The sequence below is a fragment of the Rhizobium sp. SJZ105 genome (assembly GCF_007828365.1).
Taxonomy (GTDB): Bacteria; Pseudomonadota; Alphaproteobacteria; order Rhizobiales; family Rhizobiaceae; genus Agrobacterium; species Agrobacterium tumefaciens.
The window spans coordinates 1,782,274-1,803,618 of sequence record NZ_VIUP01000001.1 but is presented as its reverse complement, the minus strand read 5'-3'; the positions used below and the strand labels follow the sequence as shown (position 1 = coordinate 1,803,618).

20 protein-coding genes and 1 other RNA gene are annotated in these 21,345 nt (G+C 58.8%); 6 read left to right on the top strand and 15 right to left on the bottom strand.

Annotation, left to right across the window (positions count from 1 at the left end; all coding sequences use genetic code 11):
• Positions 1-84 precede the first annotated feature (84 nt).
• From FB593_RS09130 to rimP, 3 genes are all read right to left on the bottom strand, one after another.
• Positions 85-786 carry an RNA-binding protein gene (locus tag FB593_RS09130; protein WP_003514297.1) on the bottom strand — a complete coding sequence of 234 codons (702 nt, stop codon included), beginning with the start codon at positions 784-786 and terminating at the stop codon, positions 85-87.
• Positions 783-2,399 carry a transcription termination factor NusA gene (nusA, locus tag FB593_RS09125; protein WP_003514298.1) on the bottom strand — a complete coding sequence of 539 codons (1,617 nt, stop codon included), beginning with the start codon at positions 2,397-2,399 and terminating at the stop codon, positions 783-785. The genes FB593_RS09130 and nusA overlap by 4 nt, the downstream gene beginning before the upstream one ends.
• Before the next feature lie 64 nt (positions 2,400-2,463).
• Positions 2,464-3,060, bottom strand: coding sequence for a ribosome maturation factor RimP (gene rimP / locus FB593_RS09120; RefSeq protein WP_003514299.1), 597 nt, complete (start codon positions 3,058-3,060; stop codon positions 2,464-2,466).
• A gap of 287 nt (positions 3,061-3,347) precedes the next feature.
• On the opposite strand from rimP, the gene FB593_RS09115 reads away from it, so the two are divergent.
• Complete coding sequence (locus tag FB593_RS09115; protein WP_076843882.1) at positions 3,348-4,976, top strand: MFS transporter; 1,629 nt, start codon at positions 3,348-3,350, stop codon at positions 4,974-4,976.
• 90 nt (positions 4,977-5,066) lie between these two features.
• Here the strand turns inward: FB593_RS09115 and FB593_RS09110 are convergent, their stop codons facing one another.
• Positions 5,067-6,305: a lytic murein transglycosylase gene (locus tag FB593_RS09110; RefSeq protein WP_414896258.1), complete on the bottom strand. Its 1,239-nt coding sequence runs from the start codon at positions 6,303-6,305 to the stop codon at positions 5,067-5,069.
• Between the two features lie 123 nt (positions 6,306-6,428).
• Positions 6,429-7,034: a recombination mediator RecR gene (gene recR, locus FB593_RS09105; protein WP_003514308.1), complete on the bottom strand. Its 606-nt coding sequence runs from the start codon at positions 7,032-7,034 to the stop codon at positions 6,429-6,431.
• A 37-nt stretch (positions 7,035-7,071) separates the two neighbouring features.
• Between recR and FB593_RS09100 the strand changes: the two genes are divergently transcribed.
• On the top strand, positions 7,072-7,707 hold the full coding sequence (locus FB593_RS09100; protein WP_186447900.1) for an MOSC domain-containing protein: 636 nt from the start codon (positions 7,072-7,074) through the stop codon (positions 7,705-7,707).
• Positions 7,708-7,720: 13 nt separating this feature from the next.
• On the opposite strand, the gene FB593_RS09095 is transcribed toward FB593_RS09100, so the two are convergent.
• From FB593_RS09095 to ffs, 3 genes are all read right to left on the bottom strand, one after another.
• Complete coding sequence (locus tag FB593_RS09095; RefSeq protein ID WP_003514318.1) at positions 7,721-8,044, bottom strand: YbaB/EbfC family nucleoid-associated protein; 324 nt, start codon at positions 8,042-8,044, stop codon at positions 7,721-7,723.
• Between the two features lie 27 nt (positions 8,045-8,071).
• Complete coding sequence (locus FB593_RS09090) at positions 8,072-9,949, bottom strand: DNA polymerase III subunit gamma/tau (RefSeq protein ID WP_113472985.1); 1,878 nt, start codon at positions 9,947-9,949, stop codon at positions 8,072-8,074.
• Positions 9,950-10,111: 162 nt separating this feature from the next.
• Positions 10,112-10,208, bottom strand: an RNA gene (gene ffs / locus FB593_RS09085) — signal recognition particle sRNA small type.
• A gap of 65 nt (positions 10,209-10,273) precedes the next feature.
• Here ffs and FB593_RS09080 point away from each other — a divergent pair.
• Together FB593_RS09080 and nudC are read left to right on the top strand one after the other, a co-directional pair.
• Positions 10,274-10,702 (top strand): HIT domain-containing protein, encoded by a 429-nt coding sequence (locus tag FB593_RS09080; RefSeq protein WP_162760790.1) that lies wholly within the window; start codon positions 10,274-10,276, stop codon positions 10,700-10,702.
• Positions 10,702-11,664, top strand: a complete 963-nt coding sequence (nudC, locus tag FB593_RS09075) for an NAD(+) diphosphatase (RefSeq protein WP_145166475.1) — start codon at positions 10,702-10,704, stop codon at positions 11,662-11,664. Before FB593_RS09080 ends, nudC begins: the two co-directional genes overlap by 1 nt.
• 15 nt (positions 11,665-11,679) lie before the next feature.
• On the opposite strand, the gene FB593_RS09070 is transcribed toward nudC, so the two are convergent.
• Entirely contained in the window at positions 11,680-12,555 is an 876-nt protein-coding gene (locus FB593_RS09070) for a prephenate dehydratase (RefSeq protein WP_025592029.1), read from the bottom strand.
• A gap of 11 nt (positions 12,556-12,566) precedes the next feature.
• Positions 12,567-13,322, bottom strand: coding sequence for a 3-deoxy-manno-octulosonate cytidylyltransferase (locus tag FB593_RS09065; RefSeq protein ID WP_065661519.1), 756 nt, complete (start codon positions 13,320-13,322; stop codon positions 12,567-12,569).
• A 150-nt stretch (positions 13,323-13,472) separates the two neighbouring features.
• Here FB593_RS09065 and FB593_RS09060 point away from each other — a divergent pair, with 150 nt between their 5' ends.
• Positions 13,473-14,045, top strand: a complete 573-nt coding sequence (locus FB593_RS09060; protein ID WP_003514328.1) for a c-type cytochrome — start codon at positions 13,473-13,475, stop codon at positions 14,043-14,045.
• Between the two features lie 78 nt (positions 14,046-14,123).
• Here the strand turns inward: FB593_RS09060 and FB593_RS09055 are convergent, their stop codons facing one another.
• The 3 genes from FB593_RS09055 to FB593_RS09045 form a co-directional block, all read right to left on the bottom strand.
• A complete protein-coding gene (locus tag FB593_RS09055) occupies positions 14,124-14,852 on the bottom strand; it encodes a sugar transferase (RefSeq protein WP_065661518.1) in 729 nt (242 codons plus the stop codon).
• Between the two features lie 302 nt (positions 14,853-15,154).
• Entirely contained in the window at positions 15,155-17,458 is a 2,304-nt protein-coding gene (locus FB593_RS09050; RefSeq protein WP_025592033.1) for a transglycosylase domain-containing protein, read from the bottom strand.
• A gap of 138 nt (positions 17,459-17,596) precedes the next feature.
• Positions 17,597-18,055: a YbaK/EbsC family protein gene (locus FB593_RS09045; RefSeq protein ID WP_112291076.1), complete on the bottom strand. Its 459-nt coding sequence runs from the start codon at positions 18,053-18,055 to the stop codon at positions 17,597-17,599.
• A gap of 480 nt (positions 18,056-18,535) precedes the next feature.
• Here FB593_RS09045 and FB593_RS09035 point away from each other — a divergent pair, with 480 nt between their 5' ends.
• Positions 18,536-18,745, top strand: coding sequence for a cold-shock protein (locus FB593_RS09035; protein WP_003514335.1), 210 nt, complete (start codon positions 18,536-18,538; stop codon positions 18,743-18,745).
• A 415-nt stretch (positions 18,746-19,160) separates the two neighbouring features.
• Here FB593_RS09035 and FB593_RS09030 read toward each other — a convergent pair whose 3' ends face one another.
• Together FB593_RS09030 and FB593_RS09025 are read right to left on the bottom strand one after the other, a co-directional pair.
• Positions 19,161-20,552, bottom strand: a complete 1,392-nt coding sequence (locus tag FB593_RS09030; RefSeq protein ID WP_112291073.1) for a dipeptidase — start codon at positions 20,550-20,552, stop codon at positions 19,161-19,163.
• A gap of 239 nt (positions 20,553-20,791) precedes the next feature.
• Positions 20,792-21,226 carry a MarR family winged helix-turn-helix transcriptional regulator gene (locus tag FB593_RS09025; protein ID WP_003514340.1) on the bottom strand — a complete coding sequence of 145 codons (435 nt, stop codon included), beginning with the start codon at positions 21,224-21,226 and terminating at the stop codon, positions 20,792-20,794.
• Between the last annotated feature and the right edge of the window lie 119 nt (positions 21,227-21,345).

Sequence of the window (21,345 nt, the reverse complement as noted above, 5' to 3'; positions counted from 1 at the left end):
GACGAGAACCGGATGACATCCATCAGGTCTCGTCGTTCAATTGCTGCATCGGAACGCGGCGGCCGTTCATGTTTGGCAACCGCGTCATTGTACTGTCCGGGCAGCGTCGCGTTCCGCCTCAGGCTGACCGCCAAGGCGGTACTGCTTAAGCATCTTTGCGCGCTTCACTACACCCTCACCCGCCTGCCCCGCAAGCGCGCAAGCATGGATAAAAGCATTCTGGCCCATCAACTCGTCCATTTCGGCTTCGCTAAAGAGCCGGAAGGACGGAATTTCATTGCCGGCATCGCTGCCGAGCTCCCAGGCCTTGCGGGCCTGGTCCAGTTTTCGCACGCCGTCTGCCGCGGCATCGGTTGCGTGGAACACGGCAATCGCATTCCCCGAACGGACGGCGGCATCGACTTTCGTCGCGCCGCTGATGAACTGACCCGCCTTGCGCGCCATGTTCATCATTCCGGCAAGCTGCTGCGACATCAGCCGGTCGAGAAGAGCGAGAAGCTCCGGCCCGGCCTTGACGTCGCGTTTGAGTGCCCGTGCGAAGATCTTCTTCGCGATGGCTTTCTCTATCAGGGCGCGCTCCGGCTTTACCCAGCATCCGCGCCCCGGCAATTGGCGTTTCAGGTCCGGAACGACGTTGCCGTCCGGCCCTGCGACGAAGCGGATCAACTCGTCTGGAGATCCGCTCTGCCTTGTCACAATGCACATACGTCCATTGACGTTGCCTTCCAGCCGCCCGTCCTCATCGGTTTCGGGCAGCTCGTCCGGCTCATGCACCTGCGATGTCATTCCTGTTCGGCGGTATCCGCCTCCTCAGTAGCTTCCGCATCGACTTCCTCTTCGGAAGCCAGATCCTCGGCCGTGATCCAGCCTGCCAGAAGACGGGCCTGCACAACCATGTTCTCAGCTTCGACGCGCGATACGTCGAGCTTGGAGAAGATGCCTTCGAACTTCTTCGTCTCGCCGTCCTTGCGTTCGCTCCAGCCGACCAGATCGTCTGCGGCGCAACCGGCAAAGTCCTCGATGGTCTTGATACCGTCTTCACCAAGGGCGACCATCATCTGCGAGGTCAGGCCTTCGATCTGGCGCAGCTCGTCGGCAACGCCGAGTTCCTTGCGCTTGGCGTCCATTTCGGCTTCCAGGCGTTCCAGATATTCGCGGGCGCGGGTCTGGATTTCATCGGCGGTGTCATCGTCGAAGCCGTCGATCGAGGAAATTTCGCCAAGATCGACATAGGCAAGTTCTTCAACCTGCGCGAAGCCTTCGGAAGCCAGAACCTGACCAACCATCTCGTCAACATCGAGGGCGTCCATGAAGAGTGCCGTGCGCTCGTTGAATTCCTTCTGGCGACGCTCGGATTCTTCCTGCTCGGTCATGATGTCGATATCCCAGCCGGTCAGCTGCGATGCCAGACGTACGTTCTGGCCGCGGCGGCCGATGGCGAGCGAAAGCTGCTCGTCGGGAACCACAACTTCGATGCGTTCGGATTCTTCGTCCAGAACGACCTTGGCCACTTCGGCGGGCTGCAGGGCGTTGACGATGAAGGATGCCGGCTCCTGGCTCCACGGAATGATGTCGATCTTTTCGCCCTGCAATTCGCCGACAACGGCCTGAACGCGCGAACCGCGCATACCGACGCAGGCGCCGACCGGATCGATCGACGAGTCGTTCGAGATGACGGCGATCTTGGCGCGGGAACCGGGGTCACGGGCAACCGACTTGATCTGGATGATGCCGTCGTAGATTTCAGGAACTTCCATGGTGAACAGCTTCACCATGAACTGCGGATGTGTACGCGACAGGAAAATCTGCGGGCCACGCTGCTCGCGGCGAACGTCGTAGACGTAAGCGCGTACACGGTCGCCATAACGCATGTTTTCCCGCGGAATCATCTCGTCGCGACGGATGATGCCTTCGCCACGGCCCAGATCGACGATGACATTGCCGTACTCGACGCGCTTGACGGTGCCGTTGACGATTTCGCCGATGCGATCCTTGAACTCGTCATACTGACGGTCGCGTTCTGCTTCGCGCACCTTCTGAACGATGACCTGCTTGGCGGACTGTGCGGCGATACGGCCGAAATCCATCGGCGGCAGCGGATCGGCGATGAAATCGCCGAGCTTGGCGTCCGGGTTGCGGTCGCGGGCAAGTTCGAGCGGAATCTGGGTCGAATAGTCTTCGGCCGTCTCTACCACTTCCAGAAGACGCTGCAGGCGGATTTCGCCGGTCTTGGAGTTGATGTCGGCGCGAATGTTGGTTTCCGAACCATAGCGCGAGCGGGCGGCTTTCTGGATAGCGTCGGCCATTGCGGCAAGCACGATTTCGCGGTCGATGACCTTTTCGCGCGCCACAGCGTCGGCGATCTGCAGAAGCTCAAGCCGGTTAGCACTCACTGCCATTTTTTTGTCTCCGTAAGTCGCATAATTGCGGGGATCACCCGTTTTCCGGGCTTTTACGTTGGAATTAGTCTTCGTCTGCTTCGTTTTCGTCGTTCTGGTTTGCGGCGGCGGCCTTTGCCGCCTTGTCTGCCCGCAGCGCATCACGAATAAGGTCGTCCGTCAGAATGAGCTTCGCATCTGAAAGCGCGCTGAACGGAATGGTGACTGTCGGTTCGTCGCCATAGGCGATCTGGTCGCGTTCCAGCTTGAAGCCGTCCGCATCCACCTCGACGATCTTGCCGCGAAACCGCTTGCGGTTTTCGACCAGAATGGAGGTTTCGGCCTTCACCAGATGGCCCTGCCAACGGGTGAAATCCGACTTGCGAACCATCGGCCGGTCGATGCCGGGCGAGGAAACTTCGAGATGATACGCCTTATCGACCGGATCTTCCACATCAAGAACCGGTGAAATCGCCATTGACACGGCTTCGCAGCCCTCGACGGTCATGGTGCCGTCTTCCCGCTCGGCCATCACCTGCAGGGTCATGCCGTTCTGGTTGGAGAGCCGCACGCGCACCAGAAGATATCCCATGCCCGTCAAAACAGGCTCGATGATTTCGGCGATGCGCTGGTCGATTCCCGTTTCGGTTATCAGTCGCGGTTCATGTACGGTGTCTGCCATCTGGCCTTCCGGTCTTTAGATTTTCACCGGGCGCTCAGCCCGTGGTTTCCGGTTCGCCTAACGAAAAAGAGCGGAGCCTTGCGGCCCCACTCTTCATCAAGCGATCAAGAATTTCAAAGGTCATATAGACCCATCAGGGCAGGATTGCAAGGTTTTCGCGGGCAGGGCGCTTCAGTCACGGCTTCGGCCACATTTTCACCGTCACCGTGTCGGAAAGGGTGGCATGATTTCCGGCACTGTCTATAGTTGCCGTTTGACAAATCGCAGTTGCATCAAGTGGACTGATCGTGCCTGACCGTAAATCGCCACTCGCGCCTTTAAGGCATTTGACTTACAGACGAATCTGGATCGCGAGCCTTGCCTCGAATTTCGGCGGTCTGATCCAGGCGGTTGGCGCCGCGTGGATGATGACCTCGCTGTCGAGTTCCGAAAACATGATCGCGCTGGTACAGGCCTCCACCTCGCTGCCGATCATGATGTTTTCGCTGATTTCAGGCGCACTGGCCGATAGTTTCGACCGCCGCCGCATCATGATTTCCGCTCAGATCCTGATGCTGACGGCTTCCGTGCTGCTGACGGTTTTTGCTTGGTCCGGCTGGCTCACTCCGTGGTTGCTGCTCTTCTTCACCTTCATGATCGGCTGTGGCACGGCGCTCAACAATCCGTCCTGGCAGGCGTCCGTCGGAGAAATGGTGCCGCGAGAAGATTTGCCCGCTGCCGTGACACTGAACAGCGTGGGCTTCAACATCACCCGCAGCGTCGGTCCTGCCATCGGCGGCATCATCGTCGCTGCCGCCGGCGCCGCGGCCGCGTTTTTCGTGAACGCGCTCAGCTATTTTGCCCTCATCTACGCGCTGGTTCGCTGGCAGCCGCCCAAATATGCTTCGACCTTGCCGCGCGAGCAGCTTCTTGCCGCCATATCGGCCGGGATGCGTTATGTGGCGATGTCGCCGAATATCGGCAAGGTTCTGGTGCGTGGCTTTCTCTTCGGCCTTTCCGCCAGCGCCATCCTGGCGCTGATGCCGATCGTTGCCCGCGATCTGGTCGAGGGTGGCCCGCTGACCTACGGCGTCATGCTGGGTGCGTTCGGCGTCGGCGCTATCGGCGGCGCGCTCGTCAGCGCCAGACTTCGCGAGGTTCTGTCCAGCGAATGGATCGTACGTGTCGCCTTTTTGGGCTTCGCCTTCAGTTCCGGCGTGACGGCGGTCAGCACGAACGCGATCGTAACCTCGCTTGTTTTGACTATTGCCGGTGCCTGCTGGGTTCTGGCGCTTTCCCTGTTCAATACCATCGTCCAGCTTTCTGCCCCGCGCTGGGTGGTGGGCCGGGCGCTGTCGCTTTACCAGACGCTGACCTTCGGCGGCATTGCCGTCGGCAGTTGGCTGTGGGGCGAGCTGGCGGAAGATTACGGTATTTCCTATTCGCTTCTCGGTTCGTGCGTGCTGATGCTGCTGGGCGTCGTCGTCGGCCTCAAACTCGCCATGCCCGCTTTTGCTTCACTCAATCTCGATCCGCTCAACCGTTTCGTCGAACCGCCGCTAAGGCTCGATATCAAGCCGCGCAGCGGGCCGATTGCCATTCTCATAGACTATGAAATTCATGACGAGGATCTCGGCGAATTCCTGCCGTTGATGGCCGAGCGTCGCCGCATCCGTCTGCGCGATGGCGCGCGCAACTGGAACCTGATGCGTGATCTGGAAAATCCAGATATCTGGACGGAAAGCTACCATGTACTGACATGGGTGGAATATGTCCGCCACAACCACCGCCGCACTCAGGCGGATGCGGAAGCCTGGGACCGGCTGCTGGCCCTTCATCGCGGCAAGACACGGCCCCGCGTGCACCGGATGATCGAGCGGCAAACCATTCCGCCGACCGACGATATCTTCCACAAGCCGCATACGGACCAGCATTGAGAGACGATAGGGCTAAGTAGTGGTGACGTCATGCTCGGGAAAAGCCCGCGCATGACGGAGGAGATGTTTTCACACGTCGCCAGTAAGCTGCTATTTCAGCTTCGCTTTCAGCGTAGCATCGGGAAAGCAGGTCGGTGACAGACCGTTTTTCGCCTGCCAGTCGCCCAGTGACCGGCGTGTCTTGAAGCCGGCCAGCCCGTCCGCCTTGCCGACATCATAGCCCTTGGCGACCAGTGCCTTCTGCATGGCAAGAACGTCGGAGCGCAACATCGATCCGACATTGCCCCATTCGCCCTTGAACGGCCCCGCCCCATGGGAGATGCGGTCGGCGAGATTGCCGATAAACAGCGCGTAGAGATCGGAGTTATTGTATTCCTTAATGACGTAGAAATTCGGCGTCACCACGAATTCCGGCCCGTGCCGCCCGGCCGGCACAAGCATCATGCCGTCGGCGGAGAGGTCGTTGGATGGAAAGGCCTTTCCGGAAATGCGGGTGATCCCCATCTTCGCCCACGCACTCACCGGCCGGGCAAGATCCGGGCCTTCCTGGGCGCAGGAGACGTTGCCGGGTATAGACACTTCGAAGCCCCAGTCGCGATTCCTCTGCCAGCCGCGCTGCGAAAGATAGTTCGCTATGGATGCCAATGCGTCCGGCACGGAGTTCCAGATATCGCGGTGGCCGTCGCCATCGAAATCAACGGCATATTTGAGATAGCTCGACGGCATGAATTGCGGCTGACCGAGCGCGCCTGCCCAGGACCCCATCATGCGCGAGGCCGCAATATCGCCGCTTTCGACGATCTTCAGCGCATCGATCAGCTCGGTGCGGAACATCTCCTTGCGGGTCGACATATAGGCTTTCGTCGCCAGCACATCGACAACCGAATGCGGCAGTTTCGCACGGCCGAAACCGGATTCGCGGCCCCAGATCGCCACGACGACATCGCCGGGCACGCCATATTTGGCTTCGATCCGGCGAAGGGTGGCGGCATGCGTCGCGGCCAGAGAGCGGCCGGTGGCGGCAAGCCCCTGCAATCGTTTTTCGGAGAAATAAGCGCCGGGCGATGAAAATTCGGCCTGGCTCTGGCTCTGTTCCTTCGGCGGCTTCTGGCCGGGGATGACGAGATCAGGCAGACTCCAGTTGATGGAAAGGCCGCTCAGCGCAGCCTCCAGCGTCTTTTGCGAAATTCCCGCCTTGCGCGCTTCCGGCCAGATTTCCTTTTTCAGCCATGCATTGAAATCGGCATCGTACCGGGCAGCAGCGGCACCTGTCGGCGCGGATTGCGCCAGAGCGTCCGTTGCTGAAAAAACGGAAAGAATGGCGGCCAATGCCTTGAGGCTTTTCCAGGAAAAGTGGAGGCCGGTTTTCCGTCTGGAAATGCGCCAAAACAAAGAATCAAATCGGTTTCGCATTCGGTCTCCTCTTCGAGTGACGGACAGGGAAAGAAGGCGTCAGATCGTTGTGCGAGCGCGCAGCGCCGCCGTCAATGTGCCCTCGTCGAGATAGTCCAGCTCGCCGCCAACAGGCACGCCATGCGCAAGCCGGGTGATCTTGATGCCGAGATCGGCCAGGCGATCGGTGATGTAATGGGCTGTTGCCTGTCCCTCCACCGTCGCATTGACGGCGATGATGAGCTCGCGAATACCGCCGGCGCTGACGCGATCGATCAGTCCCTTGATGTTCAGATCTTCCGGCCCGACGCCATCGAGCGGCGACAGCGTGCCACCAAGCACATGATAGGCGGTATTCATGGCGCCTGCTCGCTCCAGCGCCCACAGATCCGACACGTCTTCCACCACGATGATGACCGACTGGTCACGTCTATCATCGGCGCAGACCGTGCAGGGATCGATGGTATCGACATTGCCGCAGCACGAGCAGATCTTCACCTTGTCATAGGCTTCACCCATCGCGTGGCCCAGCGGTCCAAGCAGCTGTTCCTTCTTCTTGATGAGATGCAGCGCCGCCCGCCGCGCCGAGCGGGGCCCAAGCCCCGGCACTTTTGCAAGCAGCTGGATCAGTTTTTCGATTTCGGGACCGGTGACTCGTTTTGCCATGAGCGCTTTCTACTGCATAAATCGGGAAACGGGAATCATGAAGCGCGAAGGGCAGTCCATGAAAATACGGGCAGTGTGCCGGGGCGAGGCGAAGGCCTTGCCGGGAAAGACGGCGAAGACGGGTATTTTCAAACATGCCGTGCAGGGCGCGGTGATGGTCGATGCGCAAGGCATCGTCAGCGACGCTGTCTGCAATCGTAAACATCACGGCGGGCCGGATCAGGCGATCTACGCCATGGGCTCCGCGGATCTCGATTTCTGGTCGCGTGCGCTGGGTTTTGTGGTTGAGCCAGGATTTTTCGGCGAAAATCTGGTTCTGGAAGGTGTCGATAGTGCAAAACTGCATGTCGGCGACAGGTTTTCAGCCGAGGAAGTGGTGCTGGAAGTGACCGCCGCCCGCATTCCCTGCGCCACCCTGTCAACCCGGCTCGGCGATCCCGGCTTCGCGCCGCGTTTTCGGCAGGCGGGTCAGCCGGGCTTTTATTGCCGGGTTCTGAAAGGTCGAATGCTCAGCGCCGGTGAAGGCATCGCTTTCGAACCCTATCAGGGAACGAAACTGCCCATACCGGTCATTCTCCAGCGCTTCCGCCCCATGCAGCTTACCAGGGACGAACGTGCCGCATATCTCGGCACCCCGCTTGCGAGCCGGTTCCGCGCCATGCTGGAAGTCTGAATTCGTAAGAATATCAGAACGGCAGCTTCATGCCGGGCGGGATCGGCAGGCCAGCCGTGATTTCCTTGGTCTTTTCAGCGGTGATGGCCTCGGCGCGCTCCTTGGCGTCATTGTGGGCGGCGACGATCAGGTCTTCGAGAATTTCGACGTCGTCTTCCTTGAAGAGAGACGGATCGATCTTCAGGCCCAGCAGGCTGCCCTTGCCATTCAGCTTCACGGTGACGAGACCGCCACCGGACTTGCCTTCGACTTCAAGCGCGGCGATATCAGCCTGCATCTTTTCCATCTTGGCCTGCATTTCCTTGACCTTGCCCATCATGCCCATGATGTCGCGCATGTGCCAAACTCCTGTTTTTGTTATGTATTAAAATTCGATATCGTCGCCGGGAAGGATGTCGCCCTCGCTCGATTCGGCAACCGAAGGCGGCGGGGCGATCTCGTCCGGCTCGTCCTGCTGGGTGACGCGAATGCGCACGTCGGTGATTTTTGCACCTGGAAACTGTTGAAGAATGGCTGCAACGTCAGGGTCCTGCCTCGCATCCACGAGGCGGGCGTCGCGCGCACTGCCCTCTGCTTCAACCAGCGTCGGCTGACCCTGTTCCTTGCTAAGGCTGACGATCCAGTGGATACCGGTCCACTCTTTCAGCTTTACACCAAGTTCGCCGGGGAGCGATCCGGGTGCGCCATCGCCGAGGCGCATGTCGAGCCGGCCCGGCTCCAGCCGCACCAGCCGCACGAAGTTGCGAACCTTCGCCCGCATGACGGGATCGCGATTTTTCTGGCACAGGTCGGCAATGTCCTGAAGAGAGTTGACGGGAACCTTCGGCTCCGGCCGTTCTTCGGTTTTTGGTGCCGCGACCTGCATTTCCTGCGGGCGGCTGTCAGGCACGGCGCGCAGCATGGTCGAAGGCTGCGAGCTTGCCGGCCTCTGGGCGGAAAGCTCCACAGGTCTTCCTGCGGCCACTGTCTGTCCTGAGGAATAGGCGCGAGTGCCGCCGCCATTGCCGCCACCCGAAGGCGCGCCATTGGAATAGCCGCCATCGCTGTTGGAAAGTTCGAGCAGGCGTCGCGCCGCGTCTTCCGGTGCCGGAAGATTGGCGGCGTGCGAAAGGCGGATCAACACCATTTCGGCCGCACCCGCAGGACGTGAGGCATTTTCAGTTTCCGGAATACCCTTGAGCAGCATCTGCCAGATACGCGACAGCGCAGTCACGGCGATTGTCTCGGCAAATTCCGCGCCACGCACGCGTTCGATCTCGGACAGCGAGGGATCTTCCGACGCATCCGGCACATATTTCATGCGGGTGACGAGGTGAGTGAAATCGGCAAGGTCGTTCAGCACGACGACGGGGTTGGCGCCTGCCTCGTATTGACCGTTGAATTCCGAAAGTGCCGCCGCGACATCACCTTTAATGATGTGCTGGAAAAGATCGACGATGCGCGCCCGGTCGGCAAGACCCAGCATGCCGCGCACCGCCTCGGCTTCCACGCGTCCGCCGCCATGGGCGATCGCCTGATCGAGCAGGGAAAGACCGTCACGGGCGGAACCCTCAGCCGCGCGTGCAATCATTGAGAGCGCCTGCGGTTCGGCCTCGAAACCTTCCTTGCCGGCAATGGCAGTGAACAGGCCGACGAGATCGGCGGCGCTGATGCGGCGCAGGTCGAAGCGCTGGCACCGCGACAGCACGGTGATCGGAACCTTGCGGATTTCAGTGGTTGCGAAGATGAATTTCACATGCTCCGGCGGCTCTTCCAACGTCTTCAGAAGACCGTTGAAGGCCTGCGTCGAGAGCATGTGCACTTCGTCGATGATATAGACTTTATAGCGCGCCGAAACCGGGCGGTAACGCACCTGCTCGATGATCTCGCGAATGTCGTCAATACCGGTATGGGAGGCGGCGTCCATCTCGATCACGTCGACATGACGGCCTTCCATGATCGCCTGACAATGTTCGCCGGGGATACGCAGGTCGATGGTCGGTTTGTCGATGGTGTCGGTCTTGTAGTTCAGCGCACGGGCAAGAATACGCGCGGTGGTCGTCTTGCCCACACCGCGAACGCCGGTCAGCATATAGGCCTGCGCGATGCGGCCGGTCTCGAACGCATTCGTCAGCGTGCGGACCATCGGCTCCTGGCCAACCATCAGATCGGAAAAATCCTTCGGACGATATTTGCGTGCCAGTACCCGGTAGCCGGTCCCGCCCTGGGATTCGCTTGATGTGGTGGGTAAGGTGTCGCTCATCGCCTCGCCAGTTTATTTTGCCAGTTTGTCCTAGAGCGCCGTGCGTCCCATTGGACGCATCAGGCACGCTCTATTCCTCTAAAGTCTGCACATCATGCCGATACGCAGGGGCCGCTTTCAGGCTGAACCGGCCCGGCGAAAGCTGAGCGGAATTTAAAAAGGGTGGGAGGCTGGCACGGCGACCCGTGCCTGGCTCGTTAGGGCTGCTTCCTTCCGGACCTGACCCGGTTGGCGAGTGGCTCGTCCACCACCAACCTCCCGGGGCCACATATCGGCAATATCGAAAGCAAATGCAAGCCAAGCCTTCAAAAAACTGCTATCACAATGAAAACAAACATGGAGGACGCCTTGGAGACATTCCGGCTGGACGACAGGCTGGCGCGCGACAGTGCGCTTGTAATGCGTTTGGGACTATGCGAGCTGCGTTTGCAGAACGACAGCCGCTGGCCCTGGCTGGTGCTGGTGCCACAGAGAGGCGGCGCCAGCGAGCTGTTCGATCTTACTCCGCTCGATCAGGCCGTGCTGACGTTCGAGACCAATCTCGTCGCCTCCGCGCTGAAGGACGTTACCGGGGCCACCAAGATCAATGTCGGCGCGCTGGGCAATATCGTCCGGCAACTTCACGTCCATATTATCGCCCGCCACGAAGGCGACACCTGCTGGCCCGGCCCAATCTGGGGTCACGGGACGCCAGTGCCCTATGGCCCGGGCGAAAAGGAATCCTTGATGAAAAAAATATCCGGCGCGCTCTGATGATATCAATGACTATTTTCGAAACCACTGCTCCCCACCCCGAAGCAAGCCTGCTGACAGCCTTTTCCAAGAACGCCCTCAACCGATTCGCCGAAAAGCGGACAGAAGACTGCGTTGCCGATGCGCTGAAAGTCGATGGCACCCATATTTTTGCCTTCTCCGGCAACCGGCTTGTCCTGAAACATGACGAACAGGTCATAGATCCCCTGTTTTCCGCCTATGAGCTGGCGGAATTGCAGCCGGATTTCGACAATGCCGTTCTGCTTGGATACCGCGAAACCGGCGAACCGAGAATTGCGGTGCCGGTGGCCGTCACGGAAGACACGCTGGCGAGCTACTACAAGCTGGCCGATGCCCGCACCCTTTATCGCGATCATCTTCTCGATGAGGAATTGCTGAGCGAGGTTGCCCAGGCCGTCAGCCTTACGCACTGGAATGCCGACAACCGCTTCTGCGGACGGTGCGGCGGCACGATGGAATTGCGTATCGGCGGCTACAAGCGCATCTGCGCCGCCTGCAATCACACTATTTTTCCCCGAACCGATCCCGTTGTCATCATGATGACGATCGATATCGAGCGCGATCTTTGCCTGCTCGGACGCGGCGCGCATTTTGCGCCGGGCATGTATTCCTGCCTCGCCGGTTTCGTGGAGCCGGGCGAAACGATCGAGCAGGCCGTGCGCCGCGAGACACATGAAGAATCCGGTGTCGAAATCGGCCGCGTGCGCTATCACGCTTCCCAGCCCTGGCCGATGCCGCACACGCTGATGATCGGCTGTTATGCCGAGGCTCTCTCGTTCGATATTTCCCGCGATGAGATCGAGCTGGAGGATTGCCGCTGGTTCACGCGGGCGGAGGTGGCCACGATGCTGGAGGCTGCTGCGGGCGAGGGCTTTTCCGCGCCTCCGGGCGGTGCCATCGCGCACCGGCTGATGCGCGACTGGGTGGAATGGACGAAATGAAGATTTGCGGCAGGCTCAGCTCTGGTTGAGCTTGCCGCGCATCGCATGACCCTTGTAGACGCCGAGAATTCGGACCTTCTCGGAAAAGAAGCGCAGCTCGTCCAGCGCGTGCCGCACCGGCTCGTCATCCGGATGGCCTTCGATATCGGCATAGAACTGGGTTGCCACGAACCTTCCGCCGAGCTGGTAGCTTTCCAGCTTCGTCATGTTGATGCCATTCGTCGCGAAACCGCCCATTGCCTTATAAAGCGCCGCCGGAATGTTGCGGACATTGAACACGAAGGTCGTGACGATGGTTTCATCCGGTGCTTCGCCTTGGGACTGGCGTTTGGCCCAGTTCTCATCGCGCGAAAGAATTACGAAACGGGTGATGTTGTTTTCTGAATCCTCGACATTTTCAGCCATGATATCAAGGCCGTAGAGACCGGCGGCAAGACGCGGTGCAAGCGCCGCCATGCTGCGATCACCCTTTTCAGAAACCAGTCTCGCCGCTCCGGCCGTATCGCCGGCAACGACGGGCTTCCAGCCGTTGGAACGGATGATCTTGCGGCACTGGCCAAGCGCGTGGATGTGGCTGTGAACGGTGCGGATCTCGTCTTTCTTCACGCCCGGTATAACCATCAGCTGGAAGCGGATCGGCATGAAATATTCACCGATGATGTGAAGGCGTGATTCCGGCAGAAGATGATGGATATCTGCAACGCGACCGGCCAGCGTGTTTTCGATCGGGATCATGCCGAGATCGGCTTCGCCGTTTTCGACGGCATTGAAAGCATCCTCGAATGTCGGGCACGGCAAAGGCTCCATATCCGGGAACATGTCGCGGCATGCCATGTCGGAATTCGCGCCAAATTCGCCCTGAAAGGCAATGCGGTTTGTGCTCAAGGTCATGGAATTATCCATCAGAGGGTTCGGTTTGCGAGAATAGTGCGGGCTTTTTCGAGATCGTGCGGCGTATCAACGCCAAGCGGCACGGAGTGAACGATTTCGGCATCAATACGCATGCCCGCTTCCAGCGCGCGCAATTGTTCCAGCCTTTCGCGCTTCTCGAGTGGCGAAGGCTGAAGCCTCACGAACGTTTCGAGGGCGGCGCGGCGATAGGTATAAAGGCCGATGTGATGATAAAGCGGTCCGTCGCCATAGGGCGCTGTCGCGCGGGTAAAATAAAGCGCGCGCAATCGCGTCTCGGAAAGCGGGCTGCCAACCACTTTCACCACGTTCGGATTGGTCTTTTCTTCCTCGTCGGTGATCTCCACCGTCAGTGTGGCAATGTCGACGGCGGCATTTTCCAACGGGCGCAACGAGGCGCGGATCGTTTCAGCTTCGATGGTCGGAAGGTCGCCCTGAACATTGATGACATATTCGGCGTTGCCATAGGGGTCGGCCTTCTGCAGCGCCTCGAAAATGCGGTCCGAACCGGATTGGTGATCATCTCGCGTCATCATTACGTCGAAACCGGCATTTTTTACGGCTGAAAATACCTGTTCGTCATCGACTGCAACGACGATGCGCGTCGCGCCAGCTTCACGCGCCCTGAGTGCAACCTGCACAATCATCGGTTTGCCGCCAATATCCGCGAGAGGCTTGCCCGGAAGCCGTGTCGATGCCATCCGCGCCGGTATAAGGACGACAGCTTTCTCGAAATCCCGATTCTTCATCCGACACCCTTCAAATCCCAACCGAAAAGTGTCAAAACGTCACGGAGTGGGGAATATTATTCAAGTTGCGCAGGCTGTGCAAAAGCCATAGCTTTTGAATAATTTCAAGATGCCCGGTTATATGGAGCGGATGCGAGGGAGCGCATATAGATGAATTCTTATGTAAATATGGGCGTTGGGGCGTTGCTGGGCACGGTTTTCGTTCTGATGTCGGTGTCAATTGCGTCTGAGGGCATTTTTCATGCGCCCACCCCGGAAAAGGAAGGTTACGCCATCGTCGCGGAAGCGAGCGGCGGTGAGGCTGCAGGCGAACCCGCAGCAGCAGCAACCCCGATCGCGAAATTGCTCGCCAGCGCGGATGCTGCCAAGGGTGAGGCGGTCTTCAAGAAGTGTACGAGCTGTCATACCGGAGAGAGTGGTGGTGCAAACAAGGTCGGCCCCAATCTCTTCGATATCGTCAACCGGCCGATCGCCAGCCATGCGGGTTTCAGCTACTCCGCAGCAATGAAGGATTTCTCCAAGGGCGGTTCCGTGCACTGGGATTACGATCATCTCAGCTACTTCATCGAAGCTCCCAAGAAACACGTTCCCGGCACGGCCATGGGCTTTGCGGGTGTGAAGAAGGAGACGGAACGCGCCGATCTCATCGCTTATCTGCGCACGCTGTCGGCAAACCCGGCGCCGCTGCCGGATCCGGCTGCGGCTCCCGTGCCGATAAACTGACGGAAATGGTGATTTCATAAGAAAAGCCCGGCATCGCTGCCGGGCTTTTTTGATTCTATCTGTCTGATTTCTGAAAGATCAGAAACCCTTGCCGCCGCGCAATTCGGAAATGACCGTTCCGATCATGATCTTGATATCCAGCCAGACGGAAAAATTGTCGACGTAATAAAGATCGGACACGATGCGGGCACGCGCCTTGTCACTGCGATCCGTCGGGCCGCGCAAACCCCGCATCTGGGCAAGACCGGTAATGCCTGGCCGCATCCGGTGCCGCAGGTGGTAGTGGGGAACAAGTTCCTCATAAAGACGGCCGGCGGCCAGCATGCCGATCGCATGGCAGCGCGGACCCACCAGCGACATGTCGCCTTTCAAGACGTTGATGAGCTGTGGCAGCTCGTCGACATTTGTGCGGCGAAGCACGGCGCCGATCCGGGTTATCCTCGGATCGTTCTTTACCGTTTGCGCCACGCCGGTGGCATCGCCCAGTTCGGTCCGCATCGAGCGAAATTTATAGACCCTGATCTTTCGCCCGTTCATGCCCCAACGGACTTGTGAGAACAGGACCGGCCCTTTGCTGTCGAGTTTGACCAGCGCCGCGACGGTCAGCAATACGGGCGCGAGTGCGACAAGGGCGATGGACGCCCCTGCAATGTCGATCGTTCTTTTGAGCACTAACTGGCTGCGCAGGAACACCGACGTGTTGGTTTCTGAAATGGAAGGTTGTGTTTCCGCCGCGTCGAAAGTGACAGCCGCAGGATAAGGGGCGCCGTAAAACACGGCATGCGATGAGCTTTTAGTACCCAGCATAATATGAAGCCCTGAAAAGTTATTTTGAAACAAGAAAATTAATTTATATGAACGATTAATAATTCATTTACCGTAAAAAGTCATCCGAAATGTAATCGTTTTTGCGCAAATAGCAATCTACGGTTAACGTGGATGCACGCATATGTTGCAAACACAAGCGCGGTCTCCGCTCTTGGCTGCGTTGGTTGCCCATTCGGTGTAATCAAGTCTTTGGAAAATTGAGTATTTGCGGGAAGGGCGACAGGATCATTGCCGGCCCATCGCTTGCCGGGTAACCGGTGAGCCGATTACCCAAAAGGCAATTAATTTCCCATCAGAATATCAAGAAGGGTCGTCTGCTTCGGCCCGGAAGTTGCCGGCGCCCGGCCGCCGATATCGGCTGGCGGCACAGGCCCATTGTCGGCTGAATAGCCGGGTTCGATATCGCGGGAAGGGATGTTTCCGGGCGGCATGGGGACCCCCGGCTGACCAGCGTTTGGCGAGACGGGCGCTTCGGGATAGGCTCGGGTGTTTGTCGTTCCGCCGCCGCCGAGAGCATTGGAAATGATGTCGCCGATGGAGGAAGGCGCGCTCTCGGGCGCCGGTTGCTGTATTTCCCCAAGCGGCGGCACGCCGCCTGCGCCGAGACCGAAGAGTGGCGAAGGCGAGAGTCCGGAATGGGCGGCGGTCATGAAATCTTTCCAGGCCTTCGCAGGCAAGCCGCCGCCGGTGACCTTTTTCATCGATGTGCCGTCGTCATTGCCGAACCAGACGCCCGTTGTCAGGTTGCTTGTGTAGCCGACAAAAAGCGCGTCGCGGAAAGACTGTGTCGTGCCGGATTTTCCCGCTGCCTGCCAACCCTGGAGGCGGGCGGCTTTTCCTGTTCCTTCGGTGATGACGCGCGACAACATGCCGTTCATCGTCGCGGCGATCTCCTCGCTCAGCACGCGCGGCGGGTTGTCGTATCTGTTTTCATAAAGCACCTTGCCGTCGGCATCGGAGATGCGTTTGACGATATGCGGCGTCGCCTTGTAGCCGCCATTCATGAAGGGAGCGTAGGAGGCGGTCAGCTCCATCAGTGACACTTCCGAGGTGCCGAGTGCGATGGAGGCGTTGTTCTGAAGCTCCGATTCGATACCCATGCGATGCGCCACCTGCGTCACCCGCTCAGGACCGACTTCCATCACCAGCTGCGCAGCAATCGTGTTCAGAGAATTGGCAAGCGCAGTGGCAAGCGTCACTTCGCCACGATATTTCTTCTCGTAATTTTCCGGTGTCCAGTTTCCGATGCGGACCGGCCCGTCATTGCGAATGGTACTGGGGGTCAGACCCGATTCGAGCGCGGCGACGTATACGAAGGGTTTGAACGCCGATCCGGGTTGCCGTTTCGCCTTGGCGGCCCGGTTGAACTGGCTTTCGGCATAATCCGCCCCGCCGACCACGGCCCGGATTGCGCCTGTACCATCGATGGAAACGAGAGCCGCTTGCGAAGCGCCCTGCTTTTTACCGTCACCCTGGAGAACATGGGTCAGTGCTTTTTCGGCGTCGCGTTCAAGATTAGGGTCGATGGTCGTATCGACGACGATGTCCTGCTTGACGTCGCCAATCAGGCCACGAACTTCCTCCATCACCATATCGGCAGCGTAATGTTCGGCACCGGACCAGAAACGTTTGGCCTTGGTCGGCGGCTGCGACATCGCGGTCTTGATCTCGTCATCGGTGATGAACCCGACATCGCGCATGGATCTCAGAACGACCTGCGCCCGCTCCTCCGCCGCCTGCGGGTCGCGCGCCGGTGAAAGGCGCGAGGGGGCCTTGAGAAGCCCGGCAAGCGTTGCCGCCTCGCCAAGATTGACGTCGCGCGCGGACTTGTTGAAGTAGCGTCTGGAAGCGGCTTCGACGCCAAAGGCGTTGGAACCAAAATAAACGCGGTTGAGATACATCGCGAGGATCTGGTCCTTGGTGTATTTATGCTCCAGCCAGAAGGCCAGCAGCACTTCCTGCACCTTGCGCTCCAGCGTCCGGTCCTGTGAGAGGAACAGGTTTTTTGCCAGCTGCTGCGTCAGCGTCGAGCCGCCCTGCACTGTTCGTCCCGTCATCACATTCGTCACGATGGCGCGGGCCAGGCCGAGCGGATCCACACCGAAATGGGAATAGAACCGCCGGTCTTCGATCGCCATGACCGCTTGTGGAAGGTAGGGCGACATGTCTTCAAGCGCGAGAGCCTCGCCACCCGTGGTGCCGCGATTGGCAAGCACGCTCCCGTTCACCGAAACGATCTTCACATTCGGAGGGCGTTCGGGAATGGTCCAACTGCTGGCGCTCGGCATGCGCGCGCCGTAATAAAGGACAAGACCGGCAACGCCGATACCGCCCCAGATGCCGAGCACGATGCACCAGTAAACGAGGGACCGGATAAAGCCTGTTGCGCCACCGCCGGAACTGCGTGTGCGCTTTTCCTTTTTTTGCGGTTTGGCGCGGCCGGATGTGGACTTCGGTTTTCTGGCGGGCTGCTTTGCGGTTCCGCCAATGCGCTCGCTGGCATCAAGACGCAGATCGTCACCGGATTCGTGGAAATCCCCGAAGGAAGGCTCTACCCGATCGCGTGATTTACCCTTGCCTGCCATCCAGCCGAAGTCGCTCCTTATATTCGCGAAACCGTTCGCACTTCAGGCTTCTATGCCTGCGCGATCCTTAATCCAGGATGAAGAGTTTAAATGCGGCAATTTAAGGCGGGGTTAAGTCCTCGCCGGATCAAATCGGCGTCATTGGCAGACGTCGACCCATTCCGCTCCCGTCAGTCGTGCCATCGCGTCAGGCGAAATCCTTACCGCCGCATTGGTGGCACCCGCTGCCGGAACCACCTCGGGATAGTTTTTCAGGGATATGTCGCAAAACACCGGAAGGGGCGAAGGCAATCCGAAAGGACACACGCCGCCGACGGGATGGCTGGTCACCGTAACGACTTCTTCCGGCCCCAGCATGCGCGGCTTGGCGCCGAAATGATCGCGGAATTTACGATTGTCTAGCCGCTTCGTGCCGGCGGCAACGACGAGAAGAATTGTGTCGCCCGCCTTCAGGCAGATCGTTTTGGCAATCTGGTCGGGATCGACGCCGTGCGCTTCGGCAGCCAAAGCAACTGTCGCCGAACTCGTTTCCGTTTCGATAACGGTCACTTCGGGGGAATTCTCGGTAAAAAAGGCTCTGACGGATTCGATGGTCATGCGTATTTATTAGGCGGTATGCCAAGAGGCTTCAAGGTGTCGCGAAATAGCTATGCGTTTTATGCAATGCTGCGCTGCGATGAAACGTCTGTTTTTTGAGCGGAGATCCTGTATCTTCAAATCATCGAAGCGACGCACTCCTCCTCCCAGCGTCGCCCGATTGGACTGACAATACTCCTCCTCCCAATTGTCAGTCAGTTTCAAGAACCCGGCGCACCTCCTCCCGCGCCGGGTTTTTGCTGTTTAAGGCCTTGTTTCCCGCGACTTTCATTTGCCGACGCTTCACAAAAATCGCCGGGCTTTTTCAAAGAAACTTGACTTTCAGGCCCTTCCAACCTAGGTGTTCGCGCATCGATATTTGTTTGACGACCAGAGCTTCGGCGCCTTTTTTAGGTGCACACGACGATCTTTCCTTCAAATTCGACCCAAGACCGCACTGCGCGCAGTGCAAATACAATTTGCCAACGGAAGGAAATCGTTATGGCGACTGGTACAGTAAAGTGGTTCAACGCAACCAAGGGCTACGGCTTCATTCAGCCTGACGACGGTTCGCAGGACGTATTCGTTCACATCTCCGCCGTTGAGCGCGCTGGTATGACCTCCCTCAACGACGGTCAGAAGCTCTCCTACGAGCTGACGCAGGACCGTCGCTCGGGCAAGATGTCTGCAGGCGAGCTCGTCGCTTCCTGATAAGCGGCTTGGCCTGAACGGGTCATTCGCATGAATATGAAAGGCCGGATTTTTCCGGCCTTTTTCTTTTGGAAGGTGCACCGGGTCCGGCCGCTCTTGAAAAAGCTGGAGTGCATACCAATATAGGGTTCAACAGTGCTCCGCACGGAATTGTCAGGCTGGTGCTTTTAAAGTGCCGCTGTTGTTGCGTTAACCAAAGATTAACCAAAGCAGCCGATCCTGATCGTGAAAAGCAGCGTCGACTTTGTTGGCGCGCTCTGGAGCATCGGACCGTTTGAACGCTTTGACCACGGATGTACTGGCACTGACGAAAAACGGGTGGAAAGGTCGGGCTTGCCCGGCCTTTTTGTTTTGAACCACCAAAATATAAGAGAACGAGGAGGCATCGGGTAACCGGCGCCTCCTTTCTTTTTGACTACTTCGCGGAAAGGGCGTCGAGAATGCGGATCCAGGAGCGGATACCTTTGTGGAACGACTGCAGGTCATATTTTTCATTCGGCGAATGAATGCGGTCATCGGTAAGGCCGAAACCGACGAGCAGCGAATCCATGCCCAGCATCTTCTGGAAATCGCCGACGATGGGGATCGAGCCCCCCATGCCGATCACGACGGCAGGTTTGGGCCACTCTTCCGAAAGCGCGTTTTTCGCCTTCGTTAGCACTGGCGAATCATAGGAAAGCTGGATAGCCGGCGATGCACCATGCTCGTGAAATTCCACCGAGCAATCGGCTGGAATTTTGGAGCGGACATAGTTCCGGAAGCTCTCGCGAACCGCTTTCGGGTCTTGCTCTCCGACGAGACGGAAGGACACTTTAGCAGAGGCCTTTGCGGCGATAACTGTCTTGAAGCCGTCGCCGGTATAGCCGCCGATGATGCCGTTGACTTCCGCCGTTGGACGAGCCCAGGTCTGCTCCAGCACGGAGCGGCCCTTTTCGCCCGATGGAATCGAGAGGCCGACTTCGCCGAGGAAGGCTTCGGCGGTGCGGCCCAACGTTTCCCAGGAAGCCTTGATGTTGGCGGGGGTTTCTTCCACGCCGTCATAGAAGCCGGCAAGTGTCACGCGGCCGGTCTCGTCATGCAGGCCGGCGAGAATATCTGTCAGGATGTGAATGGGATTTGCGGCCGCACCACCGAAAAGGCCCGAATGCAGGTCGCGGTCGGCGGCAGTGATTGTGATTTCCTCGCCGACCAGGCCGCGAAGGGCGGCGGCGATGGCGGGCGTATCGCGGTCCCACATGCTGGTATCGCATACCAGTGCATAATCGGCCTTCAGCTCATCGGCATTGGCGTCGAGGAACGGCTTCAGCGAGGGCGAACCGGATTCTTCCTCGCCCTCGAAAAGAATGGTGACGCGCACGGGCAGACTGCCATTGACTGCCTTATAGGCCCGGCAGGCTTCCACGAAGGTCATCAGCTGACCCTTGTCGTCAGCCGTTCCACGCCCGGTGATCACCTGCCGGCCGCCGCCGATATCTTTCACGGCGGGTTCGAACGGATCGTTTTCCCAGAGATTGAGCGGATCGACCGGCTGCACATCGTAATGGCCGTAGAAAAGCACATGCGGCGCGTCTTTTGTCGCGGCGTCGTGATGCGCCACCACCATTGGATGACCGGCCGTGTCGCGAACGGAAGCCGCAAAGCCCAGTGATTCAAGCGTTCTGACCAGCCATTCCGCCGCCTTGCGGCACTCCGCCTTGTAGGCGGGGTCCGTGGAAATGGACGGGATGCGCACCAGTTCGAACAATCGCTCGAGGCTGGAGGTGAGGTTGTCGTCGGCCGTGGAAAGAATGGGGGAAACGTCTGTCATCGCTGATCCTGTCATGTCTGTCGCAACCCGGCGATGGACGAAACATCCTGGTATCGCGCATCGCGTGGGAACAAGGGGCTGACGTGTCGTTGAATCGGCAAGCGCGCAGCCGCCGGAACGATAGAGCAGTTCAGGAAAAGTGCGAAGTGATTTTCCGTCCTAAACTGCGCGGAAACAAAACCTTGGAGGCTGCAGGCGATAGAAGCCAGGAGCAAAGAAAGCGTTTCGAGTTGTAAATGCTATTTCGCTTTTTTGGCGCGGTCGATCGCCCGGCGCATATATTCCAGCAGAAGCTGCTTTTCGAAACGGCGGAAATCCGCCAGCAGCGTATCTTCCGTGGCTTCGGAAGCGGCAATGGCGTTCGCCTCGAGATCCCTGCCGCGCTGGGTAAGTTCGATGATCTGCGCGCGGCGGTCGCTTGGGTGGGATTTGCGCACGATCAGCCCGTCGCGCTCCATGCGGGACAGCGTATTGGCAAGCGTCGCCTGCTCCACGTCGATTCTATCCAGCAATTGCCGTTGCGTCAGTCCCTCCTCATGCCACAGTTCGATGAGGATGGGGAATTGTCCAGGAGAAAACCCCAGCGCGGCAGCTCTCTTCTGGAGCGCCATGGTGAATTCCCTCGCCATTTTTGCGGCGAGATAGATCGCCGATTCGTCCCGGGAAAAACCCATTCATCAATCCGTCTGGCATCTGGTCGGCGCAATCGCGCAATTTCGATAGTGGGATATATATCGCATGATATGTTTATGCCAGTCAGAAACCCGGCACAAATAAAAACCGCCATGGCCGG